The sequence below is a fragment of the Roseibium sp. genome (assembly GCF_048261595.1).
In the GTDB taxonomy this organism is placed as follows: Bacteria; Pseudomonadota; Alphaproteobacteria; order Rhizobiales; family Stappiaceae; genus Roseibium.
On record NZ_JBLXFW010000002.1, the window covers coordinates 673,030 to 688,808 of the forward strand.

Here is a 15,779-nt window from a genome sequence, read left to right on the forward strand (position 1 = left end):
AGCGCCGCTGGGGACACTCCCTCCTCGAATAGAAGCTGCCGCTCAACCGGTGCGCATGGGAAACAGGTAGCGTGACACATACGAAAGCCGGCGCCGGGTTCCGTGAACACCGCTTCAGCCGGCTTTCGCAAGACATTGCAATTATGTCTCTTTTAACCCTGGAACGGGTTCTGCACCAGGATCGTGTCTTCGCGTTCGGGGCTGGTCGACAACAAGGCGACCGGAGCGCCGATCAGTTCTTCCACGTGGCGAACGTATTTGACGGCCTGTGCAGGAAGGTCTGCCCAGGTGCGTGCACCTTCTGTGGATTCTTTCCAGCCCGGCAGAGTTTCGTAAATCGGGACGACCCGTTCCTGGGCACCCTGGGAGGCGGGCAGATAGTCGATTCGCTCACCATCCAGTTCATAGCCGACACAAATCTTGATCTCGTCGAGACCATCCAGAACGTCGAGCTTCGTCAGCGCAATGCCGCTGATGCCCGACGTGCAGACCGTCTGGCGAACCAGAACGGCGTCGAACCAGCCGCAGCGGCGGCGACGACCAGTCACCGTGCCGAACTCATGGCCGCGTGTCCCGAGGAATTCGCCGACTTCATTCTGCTGTTCGGTCGGGAACGGGCCCTCACCAACACGGGTCGTGTAGGCTTTCGTGATGCCCAGAACGTAATTGATGGCATTGGGGCCAAGGCCGCATCCGGTTGCAGCCTGCCCGGCCACTGTGTTTGACGACGTCACGAATGGATAGGTTCCGTGATCGATATCCAGAAGGGCTCCTTGAGCGCCCTCGAACAGAATTCGCTTACCTTCGCGGCGCTGCTTGTCGAGCAGGTTCCAGACCGAATCCATGAACGGCAAAACCTTGTCCGCAACGGACGCCAACTCGTCGTAGATAGCCTGTGCAGAGATCTCGTCCTGGCCCAGACCACGACGCAAGGCATTGTGGTGGGTCAGCAGACGGTCGATCTTGGCGGGCAGCGTCGCCAGATTCTTCAGGTCCATCAAACGGATGGCCCGGCGTCCTACCTTGTCTTCATAAGCCGGACCAATGCCACGCTTCGTGGTGCCGATGCGAGTTCCCGTGTTGGAGTTCTCGCGCAGCGCATCAAGTTCGCGGTGGATCGACAAGATAAGCGAGACGTTCTCGGCGACGCGCAGGTTTTCCGGGGTCACCGAAATGCCCTGATCCTGAAGGCGCTTCATTTCATCGACAAGCGCATGAGGGTCGAGCACGACGCCATTGCCGATGACCGAGAGCTTGCCACGGACAACACCGGACGGCAGCAAGGACAGCTTGTAGCTGACACCGTCGATGACAAGCGTGTGGCCCGCGTTGTGGCCGCCCTGGAAGCGAACGATCACATCGGCCTGCTCGGACAGCCAATCGACGATCTTGCCCTTGCCTTCATCACCCCACTGCGATCCGACGACAACCACATTGGCCATGGATAAAACGCCCTCCTGAAGCGGCATTACAGGCGCCTTTCGCAAAAGGCGCAAACAGATCGAACCCCAGGCAGGTACCCGGGGCAAACGCGGCGGACTATAGCCACTTGAGTCCCAACTTGCGAGCCCCGCAGGAGCTTTTTCGCAGCGCAGAAAAAAATGTCTGTTTTTCAGGGATTTCAACGCCGCATGCGGAAAAGCTGCCGGGCACGGAGAGCTCAACGCGCGCCGGTCGAGCAGGTTCACGGAGCGCACTCGCTTTTCGGGTATTCAAACCGGAGGATCACTGCTACGCGTCCGGACGCCACACATTCTCGAGCGGGATGAGAACCAGATGAGCTTTCGAAACTGGATACTTCTTTGTCTCCTCGGCGCGATCTGGGGCGGCTCCTTCATTTTCGCGAAGGTCGCTGTTGCCGAAATCCCACCTCTGACCCTGGTATTCCTGCGCGTCTTCCTCGCTGCTGTCTGCCTTCATCTGGTATTGAGGTGGCGCGGCATTGCATTTCCGCTCACTCCGGGTCTGCTCGCTGCATTTCTGCTGATGGGTCTGCTGAACAATGCTATTCCGTTTTCGCTTCTGTTCTGGGGGCAGACAGCAATTTCGGCCGCACTCGCGTCGATACTGAATGCCACGACACCGATCTTCACATTCCTGATCGCAGCTGTCGCTCTGGGGCAGGAAGAGGTTCGCATCCACCGTCTGGTTGGGGTGCTCACAGGCTTTGCTGGGGTGGTGATCATGCTTGCCCCGTCGCTTGGCTCGGCCGAGACACCGCTGTGGGCGCAGATTGCCTGTTTGGGCGCTGCCATTTCTTATGGGTTCGCGGCTGCCTTTGCTCGCAGGTTCAAGGGCATTCCGGCAATTGTTTCTGCCGCCGGGCAGCTCACCGGCTCGAGCCTGATCATGCTGCCTCTGGCAGCCATTTCCCTTGCAAACTGGGAGCCACTGGCGACTTCGGCAATTGCCTGGGGCAACGTGATTGCCCTAGGGCTCCTCGCCACGGCTGCCGCCTACCTGATCTACTTCCGGCTCCTGTCGGAGGCCGGCGCCACAAATGCATCTCTCGTGACGCTGATCGTACCGGCCTCCGCGATCCTTTTCGGAACGATGCTGCTTGGAGAGAGTCTGCAGCCTCCACAGATTGCCGGTTTTGCCTTGCTCCTGCTTGGCCTTTTGATCCTCGACGGACGGGTTATCAAACGCGTCATGCGTCAGATATGAAAAAAGGCGGCCGTAGCCGCCTTCCCTGATATCCGCTCCCGAAGCTCAGAACCTCAGCCTCTTCACCTGCTTGACGTGCGACACTTCGGACAGGCGATCCATGACCTCCTGAGGCACCTCTCCGTCGACCTCGACGAGACAGATTGCATCCTGGCCCGCAGCAATACGCCCGAGATTGAACGTCGCGATGTTGACCCCGGCATCTCCGAGCACCATTCCGAGGTGACCGATGAAGCCTGGCTTGTCCTCATTGGTGATGTAGAGCATGTGGGCGCCGAGTTCGGCTTCCATGTTGATGCCCTTCACCTGGATGATCCGTGGCTTCCCATCGGCAAAAACGGTTCCCGCGACGGATCTCTCCTGATGCTCGGTGACCAGCGTCAGGCGGATATAGTTCTCGTAAGCGCCCTTCTGCTCGCGCCGGACTTCTTCGACGGAAATTCCACGTTCCCGGGCGACCACCGGAGCAGAGACCATGTTCACCGTCTGCAGCAAGGGTGTTAGAACCCCCGCGAGCGCGGCCGATGTCAGTGCCTTGGTGTTGAGATCGGAAACAGCTCCCGCATATTCCAGGCGAACGGTCTTGATGCCGCTTTCCGTCAACTGACCGGCAAAGGAGCCCAGCTGTTCGGCAAGACGAACGAACGGCACCAGTTTTGGCGCTTCCTCGGCAGAGATGGACGGCATGTTCAGAGCGTTTGAAACAGCCCCTTCCAAGAGGTAATCGCACATCTGCTCGGCGACCTGCAAAGCGACATTCTCCTGCGCTTCGCTGGTCGAGGCTCCAAGATGAGGGGTGGAGACGAAGTTCGGTGCTCCGAAGAGGATATTCTCCTTGGCCGGCTCCTCAACGAACACGTCGAAAGCCGCACCGCCAAGCTTGCCGCTATCCAGCGCCGCACGAACGGCTGCCTCGTCGACCAGCCCCCCTCGGGCACAGTTGATCAGGTAGGCACCGTCCTTCATCTTCTCGATGGCCGCCGCATCGATGATGTTGCGGGTCTTGTCCGTCAGCGGAGTGTGGAGCGTCAGGAAGTCGGCCCGGCGCAGCAGCTCCTCAAGCTCGACCTTTTCAACGCCAAGAGAGATCGCGCGATCGGGAGTGAGGAACGGATCGAAGGCTATGACCTTCATCTTTAGACCGATTGCACGCTCTGCGACAATCGACCCGATGTTGCCGCAACCGATAAGACCGAGCACCTTGGCCGTGATTTCGGTTCCCATGAACCGGGTCTTTTCCCACTTGCCTGCCTGGGTGGAGACGTCAGCCGCCGGAATCTGACGGGCGACAGAGAACATCATCGCAATGGCGTGTTCGGCAGTCGTGATGGCATTGCCGAACGGCGTATTCATCACGATGATGCCGCGCGCACTCGCCTTTGGAATATCGACGTTGTCGACACCAATGCCGGCTCGGGCGATCACCTTCAGATTGTCCGCGGCAGCGATGATTTTCTCGGTCACCTTGGTGGCGGATCGAATCGCAAGGCCATCGTAGTTGCCGATGATTTCAAGCAGCTTTTCCTTGTCCTTGCCAACGTCGGGCAGAAAATCTGCATCAATGCCCCGGTCCTTGAAAATTTGGACAGCCGCCGGGGAAAGCTTGTCGGAAATAAGTACTTTCGGAGCCATTTTGACCACTCCTCAATTTCGATGAAGAGGCCCGGCCACAGGAGCGGCCGGGGATTCTGGCGTAGATAATCTGATGAAAATTCAGCCCTTGAGCTGTGCCTTCTGTGACGCGAACGCCCAATCGAGCCACCCGAGAAGTGCCTCGACGTCCGACCGCTCGACAGTAGCGCCGGTCCAGATGCGCAGGCCCGAGGGAGCATCGCGATAGGCGCCGATGTCATAGGCAACGCCCTCAGAATCGAGCGCCGTTACCATGCCCTTTGCGAACGCCGCCTGTGCGTCGTCAGGCAGTGCGGCGACTTCCGGGTCGACGACCCTCAGGCAGACGGACGTATTGGAACATGTCGCAGGGTCGACGGCGAGGAACGCGACCCAATCGGTCTTTTCCACCCAGTCGGCAAGAACCTTGAGATTGGCGTCGGCACGCCCGACGAGACCGTTGAGCCCACCGATGGACTGCGCCCACTTCAGTGCATCCAGATAGTCCTCGACGCAGAGCATGGACGGCGTATTGATGGTTTCGCCCTTGAAGATGCCTTCGATCAGCTTGCCGCCCTTGGTCATGCGGAAGATCTTCGGCAGCGGCCAGGACGGTGTGTAGCTTTCCAGGCGCTCGACAGCGCGCGGGCTGAGGATCAGGACACCGTGGGCTGCTTCGCCGCCGAGGGCCTTCTGCCAGGAGAAGGTGACGACATCGAGCTTGGCGAAATCCAGGTTCTGGGCAAAGGCAGCGGAAGTGGCATCACAGATGGTCAGGCCTTCGCGGTCCGCCGGTATCCAGTCCGCATTCGGAACCCGCACGCCAGACGTGGTGCCATTCCAGGTGAAGACCACATCGTGGGAGAAGTCGACGCTCGAAAGGTCGGGCAGCTCTCCGTAGGGCGCCTCGATCTTGCGGGCGTCTGCCAGCTTGAGCTGCTTGATCACGTCGGTGACCCAGCCAGAACCGAAGCTTTCCCACGCAAGCATGTCGACCGGACGGGCACCAAGCAGCGACCACATAGCCATCTCGACGGCACCGGTATCGGATGCCGGAACGATGCCGATACGGTAATCGGCGGGAACCTGCAGGACTTCGCGCGTCAGGTCGATGGCTTCGGCGAGTTTTGCCTTGCCGACCTTTGCACGGTGGGAACGGCCAAGCGGCGCATCCGCGAGCCCTTCGAGGGACCAGCCGGGACGCTTGGAGCAGGGACCGGATGAAAAATTGGGATTTGCCGGACGCAGGTCCGGCTTGGCGAGACTTCCACTCATGTAGTCTACCCTCACAGATAGTAGCCCCTCGTTGGGGAGGGGTGGCCCACCGACGGGGTTAGACTGCTTCCGGGCTGACGTCAATTTATTTCGCGATGGCACCGCTTCACGAAATAAAAAACCGGCCCGAAGGCCGGTTTTCAAAGTCTCGAGACCTGCCAGCTTAGAAGTTGCTGGTGATCGGCTGGGCCGGATAGTAGACCGGCGTCGGCGCTGCTGCGTAGTTGTCGAAGCTGTAGCGAACACCGAGACGGAACTCGTGCGCGGTCAGATCTTCGTTCTTTGCGCGAGTTTGACCTGAACCGACACCTGCATAGCGAACCGTCTTCGCAGTGCCGAGATCCTTGTAGCTGTAACCTGCGTCGATACTCCAGTTCGGAGTAACAGCGTATTCGGCACCTGCATGGAGAGCCCAGGCGAAGTTCCATGTGCTGTAAGAGCCGCCATAGCTCTGGCTCGAACCATCCGGGTTCACGAAGTTGGCACCGCTAGCGGTGACGTAGGATGCACCGACACCAGCGCCGACGTAAGGCGTGATGTTGTACCAGGTACCAATGTCGACATAGCCGTTCAGCATTACCGTCCAGATGTCGATGTCAGCCTTCTCGACCGAGAAGCCCGGACCACCGGCACAGGCCGTACAAGGAGCGTAACCGGTGATCTCGGCCTTGGTTTCATAGTCGAGTGTCAGGTCACCACGGAAGTAGTCCGTGAACTGGTAGCCGACGCCAACGCCAATCATCCACGCGTCGTCAATCGTTTCACGTTCGAAGCGAATATCGCCAATGACAGGGTCATTGAAGCTACCTGTTGGGTCGCCATAGACCTTGTAGCCAATGTCGCCGCGCAGATACCATCCGCCGGATACGGGCACTTCCGGAATATGTTCAATAACCGGTGCCGGGAGATCGGCCGCAAGAGCAGCAGTCGACATCGCGGCTGCAGCACCGGCCAAAGACAATCGCTTAAAAAAACTGATCATGTCCTCGTCCTTTACGTCAAGCGTCCGCATATCCCATTTGCGGGTCGCACTTGAATCATCATGGTGAGGATCGCGAAAAATGATTAAGTTGAACTTAACCCTGTTCTTTAACCGCGTTTTTTTACCTTAATTTTTCCTTAACGGCGAAAGTAGTGATTAACAAATAATAAATAAAAAGCGCCGCAGGTGCGGCGCTCTCAATTTCTACATCTAAGGAAATTCAGTCAGGCAGCCGATTTCGCAACAACGTCGGCGATGTCATTGACGACCTGCTTGACCAGGAACTCATCGTCTCCTTCGGCCATGACGCGGATAAGCGGTTCCGTTCCCGAGGCGCGGATCACAAGGCGGCCGGAAGTGCCGAGCCGCTGTTCACCATCGAGAATCGCAGCCTTGACCGCATCCTGCTCCAGCGGCTTGCCACCAGAGTACCGGACGTTCTTGAGAAGCTGCGGCACCGGATCAAAACGGCGACAGACTTCGGAGACGGTACGCCCCTGATCCTTGACGCAGGCCATGATCTGCAATGCGGCGATAAGGCCGTCACCCGTCGTCGCGAAGTCGGACAGAACGATGTGCCCGGACTGCTCGCCGCCGACGTTGTAGCCCTTGGATCGCATATGCTCGACCACGTAGCGGTCACCGACCTTGGTTCGCGCGAGTGACAGACCGAGACTGTCGAGATAACGTTCGAGCCCAAGGTTGGACATGACCGTGGCGACGATACCCGGCTGGGTCAGGCGGTTGTTGGCGTGCCACGACTGGGCCACCACGGCCATCAGCTGGTCGCCATCGATCACCTGGCCATTCTCATCGACAATGATCACACGATCAGCGTCACCGTCCAGGGCAATGCCGATGTCTGCGCGGACTTCATGGACCTTCTTCGCCAGAGCGTCAGTTGAAGTCGAGCCGCAGTCCTTGTTGATATTGTAACCGTCGGGGGTCACGCCAAGAGACACTACGTCTGCGCCTAGTTCCCAAAGAGCTTCGGGAGCGACCTTGTAGGCAGCGCCATTTGCGCAGTCGACGACGACCCGCAGGCCCTCGAGACTCATTTCACGCGGCAACGTGCGCTTGGCGAACTCTACGTAGCGCTGCTGGGCGCCTTCGATCCGCTTGGCTCGGCCAAGCTCCATCGAGCCGGCCAGCCGCGGGGTCATGTCACTCTCGGCGACACGCTCGATTTCCATCTCGATCTCATCGGAGAGCTTGAAGCCGTCGGGGCCAAAGAACTTGATACCGTTGTCATGGAACGGATTATGGGAGGCCGAGATCATCACCCCGAGATCGGCGCGAAGCGAACGCGTCAACATGGCGACGGACGGCGTCGGCATCGGACCGAGCAGGAACACGTCCATTCCAACTGACGTAAATCCGGCAACCAGCGCGTTTTCCAGCATGTAGCCGGACAGGCGTGTGTCCTTGCCGATGACGACCCTGTGCCGGTGCCCGCCATTCTTGAAGGCGAGCCCTGCCGCCATCCCGACTTTCAATGCCATTTCGGCGGTCATCGGAAATGTGTTCGCACGGCCTCGGATGCCGTCCGTCCCGAAGAACTTGCGCATGACGTAATTCAACCTTCCCGGAATCTTCTCGGATGTCTTTTAGCGCAGAATAATGCGCCTCAAGTTCAAAAATTATGAGCAAATGTTACGAGGGGACGAAAAAATGCCCGGCCGAAGCCGGGCATTTCATTGTCATTTGTCGAAGCCTGCGATCAGGCTTGAGGCTGCGGCTCCATGCCACCGCTGGGCTCATCGCCGCCACGCTTGATGCCGGTCGGCGGCACTGCGGACGAGCGCCCAACCGGCTGGTCATCATCCGTCTCGCGCACCGGCGGCTTGCCGTCCAGCAGGTTCTTGATCTCGTCACCCGAAAGGGTTTCGTATTCAAGCAGACCCTTGGCAATCGTGTGCAGCTGGTCTTCGTGATCGCCAAGGATCTTCTTGGCAGTCTCGTAGCCCTGGTTGACGAACGACTTGATTTCAGCGTCGACAACCTTCTGCGTCTCGTCGGAGACATGCTGGTTCTTGGCGACGGAATGACCGAGGAAGACCTCTTCCTGGTTCTCGCCATAGAGCAGCGGGCCGAGCTTGTCGGACATGCCGAACTGGGTCGCCATGGCACGTGCGAGCTTGGTCGCCATCTGGATGTCGCCGGACGCGCCGGAGGTGACCTTCTCGTAGCCGAAGATCATTTCTTCCGCGACACGGCCACCCATGGCAACCGCAAGGTCTGCCTTGCACTTGGCCCGGGTCAGCGACACCTGGTCCTTTTCCGGCAGGCGCATAACCATGCCCAGCGCACGACCGCGCGGAATGATAGTCGCCTTGTGGATCGGGTCGGACGCTTCCTGGTGAAGAGCAACAAGTGCGTGGCCAGCTTCGTGATAGGCCGTAAGTTTCTTCTCTTCCTCGGTCATGACCAGCGTGCGGCGTTCCGCACCCATCATGACCTTGTCCTTGGCATCCTCGAACTCAGCCATGGTCACCAGGCGCTTGGAACGGCGAGCGGCAAGCAGGGCGGCCTCGTTGACGAGGTTCATCAGATCCGCGCCGGAGAACCCGGGAGTGCCGCGGGCAAGCGTCTTGACGTCGACATCCGGTGCCAGCGGCACCTTGCGCATGTGAACCTTTAGGATCTTCTCGCGGCCCGTGATGTCCGGGTTCGGAACCACGATCTGACGGTCAAAACGGCCAGGGCGCAGAAGTGCCGGGTCAAGAACGTCCGGACGGTTGGTCGCCGCGATGATGATGATGCCTTCATTGGGCTCAAAACCATCCATTTCGACCAGCAGCTGGTTCAGCGTCTGCTCGCGCTCGTCATTGCCGCCGCCAAGACCGGCACCGCGATGACGGCCAACGGCGTCGATTTCATCGATGAAGATGATGCAGGGCGCATTCTTCTTGGCCTGCTCGAACATGTCGCGGACACGGCTCGCACCGACACCGACGAACATTTCGACGAAGTCCGAGCCGGAGATGGTGAAGAACGGTACATTCGCTTCACCGGCAACGGCACGTGCGGTCAGGGTCTTACCCGTACCCGGAGGGCCCACGAGCAGAACGCCGCGCGGGATCCGGCCGCCAAGGCGCTGGAACTTCTGCGGGTCGCGCAGAAACTCAACGATCTCCTGAAGATCTTCCTTAGCCTCATCGATACCGGCAACGTCTTCGAAGGTCACGCGGCCATGCGCTTCGGTCAGGAGCTTGGCCTTGGACTTGCCGAAGCCCATCGCCTTGCCACCAGAACCTTGCATCTGGCGCATGACGAAGATCCAGATGCCGAGAATGATCAGCATCGGCAGCCACGAGATCAGCGCACCGATCAGGGAGAAATTCTCCGACGGCGGGCGAGCATTGATCAAGACGCCCTTGGAACGAAGCAGGTCAACGTACTGCGCATTGTCCGGGGCATAGGTCTGGAACGACCCGCCGCTGCTGTAGTGACCGGATATCTGCTGCTCCTGGATGGTGACATCCCTGATCTCACCCCTCTCGGCCTGATTCAGGAACTGCGAGAAGGCGACTTCATTTGTCACGCCTCGCTGACCTGGGCTCTGGAAGAGCTGGAAGAGAGCAATCAGCAGAAGCGCAATGATCACCCAGAGTGCGAAGTTACGAAAATTTGCGTTCATTTCGATCCCTTTGCCGCCGGACACGGCAATGTGCGCGGGTTTGTACTTGTTAGCCCAAGATAGGTCGCGAAGGACGCTCTGCCAAGGCGGTGCGCCATTCTTGCGCAGCTGCACTGACTTTTTTCTTAAAAGATGAAACCAAACAGCTGCTTTTTCGCTTTTCCCCGAATATACCGGCATCAAGATGGCGGAAGCAAAGCGCTATACGGCAACCGCAATGGGCGAAACGGCGGCGGCTCAGATCTTTTCGACGCAGCAAGACCGTTCAAGCTCTCCGCCACACCCTTCCAAACCGGGAACATGGATCTCCCCGTCGTTCCAAACAGCCGGAGACGCGGCAAAGGCAGCCTTTGGCCAGTCCCCGAAAGCCAACGTCGTGCGAATGGCGGAGGGAGCCTTGGCAAGCGGGCCAACGAAAATCTCGGCAAATGGCGCCCCGTTTTTTCTGAGACCAACCCGATATCTTTGGCTCAAGACGATGGCTTCGCCGGCAACCAGCAGCCGGACCTCAGACGGCTCGCGCCCGACTTCCGCCCACATGACAATGCCGCTGCCCTTTCGGCAGAGCACCGCTCCGCCAACGGTCAGCTTCGCTTCGCTCCGTGAAGCCAACAGCGCGTCGGCATTTTCGAGAGCGGACATTCTGGGTGAATAGGGTCGCGGACTGACCTCCGCGATCATTCTCGCCAGCAATCTCAGGCGTACCTCTTCCGGCAGTGCTTCGAAGGCATTCACTGTCATTCGCAACGGACCCGCGGGATGGACTTCCACCTCTCGCTCGAAAACACCATTGACCCAGTGGTCGATGGCATCCGCCGTTCGCTGCATGCGCCTTGCGGTCTCCAGCAACCGGGAGGCTTCGAAGCCCTCTTTTGCCAGCGCACCTGCAAGATGGCGCAGCCGGGCACGCTTGTAACTTGTCTTGTGGTTGGACGGATCTTCACACCATCTCTGGCCACGCCGCTCAAGCGTGGCGACAAGATCGCTCTTCGGTATTGCGAGCAGCGGCCGCAAGATTCTGATCCCTGCAGGTCCATCCGGCTGGTCGGCGCGCATTGCGCCCAGCCCATAGGCCCCGCTGCCTCGTGTAAGCCTGTCCAGGAAGGTCTCGACTTGATCATCCTGATGATGAGCAAGGACGAGGGCTTGGGCCCCGATGGAGACCATCGCCTCTCGCATCAGCGAATATCGCGCGACCCGTGCCGCCGCTTGAATGTTGGACAAAGGTTTCGGTCCGTTCCAGACCAGTGTCTGGTGGCTCATGCCGAAACGTTCCGAAAGATCGGCAACGAACCTTGCTTCGACAGCACTCTCAGGCCGCAAACCGTGATCGACTGTCAGGACTTGAAACTCTCCGCTCCATCGCGACCGAAGTTGCCAGTCATGGAGCAAGCGCAACAAGGCGACGGAATCGGAACCGCCTGAAACGCCAATCGCCAGGGATTTGAATGGGAACAGAACGGCGAAGAGGCTATCTGCCTGATCCTCGCTCAGGCCCTCTGCCGGCACTGCCTGGTCAGGAGCATCTGCCACGGCTGCGCTCTTCCCGCGCCTGGCTGAGCACAGCGGGAGGTGCGCTCGGATATTTGGTCAACAACTCGGCGAAGGTCGCACAGGCTGCATCGGTCTCACCCAGTCCGTTGAGGGAAACACCGAGCTTCAGCAGGCTATCAGGGCTTTTGTCGTTCCCGGGGTGATCAGTGTATGTTTTCAGGAAGGCATCAGCGGCCGCCCGGTAGTTTCCCTGGGCCAACAAACTTTCCCCCAGCCAATACTGGGCATTGGCTGCAAGCCGGTGCTCCGGGTAAGTCTCCACGAACGAGCGGAAGCTTTCCTCGGCAGCGCCATATTGTCCATTTACAGCGAGACCGTATGCCCGGTCGTACTCGACCATCGGGTCGCCGCCGGCGGCAAGTCCCGCAAGCGCATCACCCGACTGCGCCGTACCAGCATCCTGCGGGATGGACAGCCCCGCCGGAGCATTGCCGTTCGCGGAAAAATCCGGCTGTCCAACGCCGCCCGCCAACGCAGAAAGGTCGATCGGGCCGTTGCCCGGCAAGGCTCCGTTTGTCTGGTCTTCATAACCTCCCGATGCCGACCACTCCCCGTCCCCGGATCCACCCGGCACGGTCAATGTGCCGAGCGTCTGGGAGGAAGCGGACGGGTCGACCGCTTCCCCGGACGGAGTTGCATCGGACCGCTTTCCAGGCGCAGTTCCGCCTTCGAGTTGCTGGAAGCGATACTCATTGTCTTCCTGCATCCTGCGCATCTGGTCCTGCAGTTCGCGCAGCTGGAAGGACAGCTGTTCGATTTGTCCTGTCAGGCTCCGGACCCTTTCCTCCAGTTCATTCACGCGAACCGAAGAATCATCCTTCTTGCGCCCGAACAGCTGCGCCTCGGCCGGCAGGGCCACCAGCACAGCAAGTCCCAGCACCGACAAGAGGACCGCGATCCCTCGTCTTCTTACCATTCCACCCTCCAAATCGCTTTTGCCGTGCCTGTATGACAGCGCGGCAGACTTGAAATAGCACAGGGCGCGTGGACTTCGGCCAAAATTTGACCACGCCGGCGATAAATCGATTTCAGGGTCCGCAAATGAAAAAGGCCGGGGCGGACCCCGGCCTTGAATGACCAAACGATATTGATCGCGATCAGTTGGTCGCGTTGTTCAGCACCGTCACCGCGCGACGGTTCTGCGACCAGCAGCTGTTGTCGTTACAAACAGCGACAGGGCGCTCCTTGCCGTAGGAAATCGTCTTGATGCGCGATGCATCGACGCCGCGCGACACAAGGTAGTCACGGGCAGAGGCAGCACGACGTGCTCCGAGGGCGATGTTGTACTGGCGCGTGCCACGCTCATCCGCATGACCTTCGACCGTCACGGTATATTTCGAGTAGCGAGCCAGCCACTGAGCCTGCTTGTCCAGGGTCGCCTGGCCTTGGGAATTCAGCGTCGACTTGTCTTCTTCGAAGAAGACGCGATCACCAACGTTGACCACAAAGTCCTGCCCTGTTCCCGGAGCGACGTTTCCACCGCTCCCGGGACCATCGGGCTGGGTCTGGGCACAGGCGGCCACGAAAAGGAGGCCGGCGATGGCCGCGAACATTCTTGCGCCGCGCGCAAACTTCCCCAATTCCAACATTTACATTCTCCTATCCCCACCAGCCCCGACAGGGTGAACGATCCCTATCGAAAGATGGTTAAGGCGATCTTCTCAAACATGGTTAGCGGTATATTAACACCAGTTGCAACCAATCAGTTAATTAGCGGCGACCAGGACGGATCCGAGGCAAAGGACGGCGTCACAACCCGTTGTTCGTTGTAGCCTGTCAGATCCACGGTCCAGACCTGCGGACCGCCGTTCTCGCCCGGCGTATCGCGGAAGAATACCAGAACACGGCCGTTGGGCGACCACGCGGGTCCTTCGTTGTGGTAACCCTCGGTCAGGATGCGTTCCCCCTTCCCGTCCGGACGCATGACGCCGATCATGAAGCGGCCCTGATGCTGCTTCGTAAAGGCGATCAAATCTCCGCGAGGCGACCACACGGGTGTCGAGTAGCGGCCGGGGCCAAAGGAGATACGCTGCGCTTCGCCGCCGTTTGCGCTCATGACGTAAAGCTGCTGTGACCCGCCCCGGTCGGATTCAAACACGACCTGCGACCCGTCCGGCGCAAACGACGGGCTTGTGTCGATAGCCGCCGAGTTCGTGAGGCGAGTTGTCCGGCGCGTCCGTAGATCCATCGTGAAGATGTTTGCGTTCGCTCCCTGCTGAAGGCTCATGATCACCTGCTGGCCGTTCGGCGAAAACCGCGGAGCGAAGGTCATTCCCGGAAAATTGCCAACGATCTCGCGCTGCCCGGTCTCGATATTCAGCAGATAGACGCTTGGATCCGCTCCATCGTAGGACATGTAGGTGATCTCCTGGCTCGTCGGAGAAAACCGCGGCGTCAGCACAAGGTCTTCGCCCCTTGTCAGGTAGCGAACATTGGCACCATCCTGATCCATGAGTGCCAGGCGCTTCACGCGTTTGTCCTTCGGACCGGTTTCGTCGACGAAGACGATCCGTGTGTCGAAGTAACCCTTTTCGCCTGTGAGCCGCTCGTAGATCGCGTCGGAGATGATGTGCGCCAGCCGGCGCCAGTTTTCCGGGGTGGTGTAGAATTGCTGACCAAGCATCTGCTCGGAAGCGAAAACGTCCCAGAGCCGGAACTCGGCGCGCAAGCGGCCATCTGACTGCTTCGTAACCGAGCCGCTGACCAGGGCCTGCGCGCCAATCGTGCGCCAGTCGCCGAAGCGTGGCGTCGTGTTGGCACTCATGTTCTTCTGGATGAAGCTGGCTGGGTCGAGCGGTTTGAACAGACCCGATCGCTTCAGATCACCTGCAATCACCGCAGCCATATCCTGCGACAGCTTTGGATCTCCGCCTTCGGCGCTGAAAGACGGCAACGCGATCGGCATGGGTTCGATATTGCCCTGGGTGACATCGATCTCGATCAACGCCAATGCGGGCGAAACGGAAAATACTGTCGCGATTGCCAGCAGGCTGGCGGCTGCCGCCGTTTTGATACGGGACAGGAAACGGGCAACACCGGGCACGTCACACATCTTGGACAAGGCTCCTTGTTTCCTCTTCAAACGTCCTAACCGCCAATGAGTTCGCGGGGATCGAAATTTATGATGACCTCCTGCCAGGCATCGTACTTGTCTGCCGGCAACGAGGAATAGGGTGCGCAGCGCATGATCGCACGGACGGCACTGCTCGCCGCGGCGCGGAATGCGGGGCTTGAGCCTGAATTCAACACTTCCGGGCTTGCAGAAACCTGGCCGGAACGGTCCAGTTCGAATTTCACCTTCACGGCGAGCGTCTCTGCACCGACCGCTCCAACCGGAGGGTTCCAGCACTGTGCAACCTGCGAGCGGAGCGCATCAAGCTCCGACTGGCTCATGCGGACATCTTCCGCTCCGCGCCGGCTTCCCAGCGATGCCGGGTCCTGGGAGGTAGAGGTGCTGCCACCCGACGGCTCCACCTTGTTCAGGAGTGCCGAAATCTGGTTCGGGTTGAAATTGTCTCTCGGCGTTTCAGCGGTCTGCCGCGGGCGCGGTGGTGTTGGCTTGGTCCTCGGCGTCACGTTGGTAACGACGGGCTGAGCGGCCTCCGCCTGCTGCGGTTCAGGCTCTGGCGCAGGTTCTGCTGCAGGCGCAGGTTCCGGGGCCGGTTCGGGTTCTGCCGCGGCTGCGGGCTCGGCGGCAGGCGCAGGCTCCGGTTCGGGCGTTGGCGCGGGTTCCGGTGCCGGCGTCGGCTCGGGAGCTGGCTGCGGGCTTGGCGGGGTAGGTTGCTCCACCTTGCTTTCGCCTGGCTTTTCTGCAGGCTGCGGCGCTTCTACCGGCGGCGTTTCGCTCGGTTGGACGGCTGCAACGTCCCGGATCTCCGTTTCGGTCTTCTCGCCCTTCCTGAGGCGCGTCAGGTCCTCGATCGGAACAAGATCGACGGGCAAGGACTCCACAGGCTGAGTGTTAAAGGTCTCCGCGTCCGGGAGCGCGATAAGCCCCCAGAGCAAGACGGCCGCATGACCGGCCACTGACGCGATGAGACCTGCACGCAT

12 protein-coding genes are annotated in these 15,779 nt (G+C 59.8%); 1 reads left to right on the forward strand and 11 read right to left on the reverse strand.

Annotated elements, in window-relative coordinates; all coding sequences use genetic code 11:
- Positions 1–152: 152 nt before the first annotated feature.
- On the reverse strand, positions 153–1,442 hold the full coding sequence (locus tag ACN0SY_RS10380; protein ID WP_417686992.1) for an adenylosuccinate synthase: 1,290 nt from the start codon (positions 1,440–1,442) through the stop codon (positions 153–155).
- Positions 1,443–1,776: 334 nt separating this feature from the next.
- On the opposite strand from ACN0SY_RS10380, the gene ACN0SY_RS10385 reads away from it, so the two are divergent.
- Positions 1,777–2,667, forward strand: a complete 891-nt coding sequence (locus tag ACN0SY_RS10385) for a DMT family transporter (RefSeq protein ID WP_417686994.1) — start codon at positions 1,777–1,779, stop codon at positions 2,665–2,667.
- Between the two features lie 45 nt (positions 2,668–2,712).
- Here the strand turns inward: ACN0SY_RS10385 and serA are convergent, their stop codons facing one another.
- The 10 genes from serA to ACN0SY_RS10435 form a co-directional block, all read right to left on the reverse strand.
- Positions 2,713–4,299, reverse strand: a complete 1,587-nt coding sequence (gene serA, locus ACN0SY_RS10390) for a phosphoglycerate dehydrogenase (RefSeq protein ID WP_417686996.1) — start codon at positions 4,297–4,299, stop codon at positions 2,713–2,715.
- Positions 4,300–4,380: 81 nt separating this feature from the next.
- Positions 4,381–5,553 carry a phosphoserine transaminase gene (locus ACN0SY_RS10395; protein WP_417686998.1) on the reverse strand — a complete coding sequence of 391 codons (1,173 nt, stop codon included), beginning with the start codon at positions 5,551–5,553 and terminating at the stop codon, positions 4,381–4,383.
- A gap of 163 nt (positions 5,554–5,716) precedes the next feature.
- Positions 5,717–6,535, reverse strand: a complete 819-nt coding sequence (locus ACN0SY_RS10400; protein ID WP_417687000.1) for an outer membrane protein — start codon at positions 6,533–6,535, stop codon at positions 5,717–5,719.
- A gap of 224 nt (positions 6,536–6,759) precedes the next feature.
- Positions 6,760–8,103 carry a phosphoglucosamine mutase gene (glmM, locus tag ACN0SY_RS10405; RefSeq protein WP_417687002.1) on the reverse strand — a complete coding sequence of 448 codons (1,344 nt, stop codon included), beginning with the start codon at positions 8,101–8,103 and terminating at the stop codon, positions 6,760–6,762.
- Between the two features lie 152 nt (positions 8,104–8,255).
- The gene (gene ftsH, locus ACN0SY_RS10410) at positions 8,256–10,175 is read right to left on the reverse strand and encodes an ATP-dependent zinc metalloprotease FtsH (protein WP_417687004.1); all 1,920 of its coding nucleotides are present in this window, start codon (positions 10,173–10,175) and stop codon (positions 8,256–8,258) included.
- 237 nt (positions 10,176–10,412) lie between these two features.
- Positions 10,413–11,708, reverse strand: coding sequence for a tRNA lysidine(34) synthetase TilS (gene tilS / locus ACN0SY_RS10415; RefSeq protein ID WP_417687006.1), 1,296 nt, complete (start codon positions 11,706–11,708; stop codon positions 10,413–10,415).
- Positions 11,692–12,645, reverse strand: coding sequence for a tol-pal system protein YbgF (ybgF, locus tag ACN0SY_RS10420; RefSeq protein WP_417687008.1), 954 nt, complete (start codon positions 12,643–12,645; stop codon positions 11,692–11,694). The genes tilS and ybgF overlap by 17 nt, the downstream gene beginning before the upstream one ends.
- Before the next feature lie 181 nt (positions 12,646–12,826).
- Positions 12,827–13,318, reverse strand: a complete 492-nt coding sequence (gene pal, locus ACN0SY_RS10425) for a peptidoglycan-associated lipoprotein Pal (protein WP_417687010.1) — start codon at positions 13,316–13,318, stop codon at positions 12,827–12,829.
- Between the two features lie 113 nt (positions 13,319–13,431).
- On the reverse strand, positions 13,432–14,781 hold the full coding sequence (gene tolB / locus ACN0SY_RS10430) for a Tol-Pal system beta propeller repeat protein TolB (RefSeq protein ID WP_417687012.1): 1,350 nt from the start codon (positions 14,779–14,781) through the stop codon (positions 13,432–13,434).
- Positions 14,782–14,816: 35 nt separating this feature from the next.
- The gene (locus ACN0SY_RS10435; protein WP_417687014.1) at positions 14,817–15,779 is read right to left on the reverse strand and encodes a cell envelope biogenesis protein TolA; all 963 of its coding nucleotides are present in this window, start codon (positions 15,777–15,779) and stop codon (positions 14,817–14,819) included.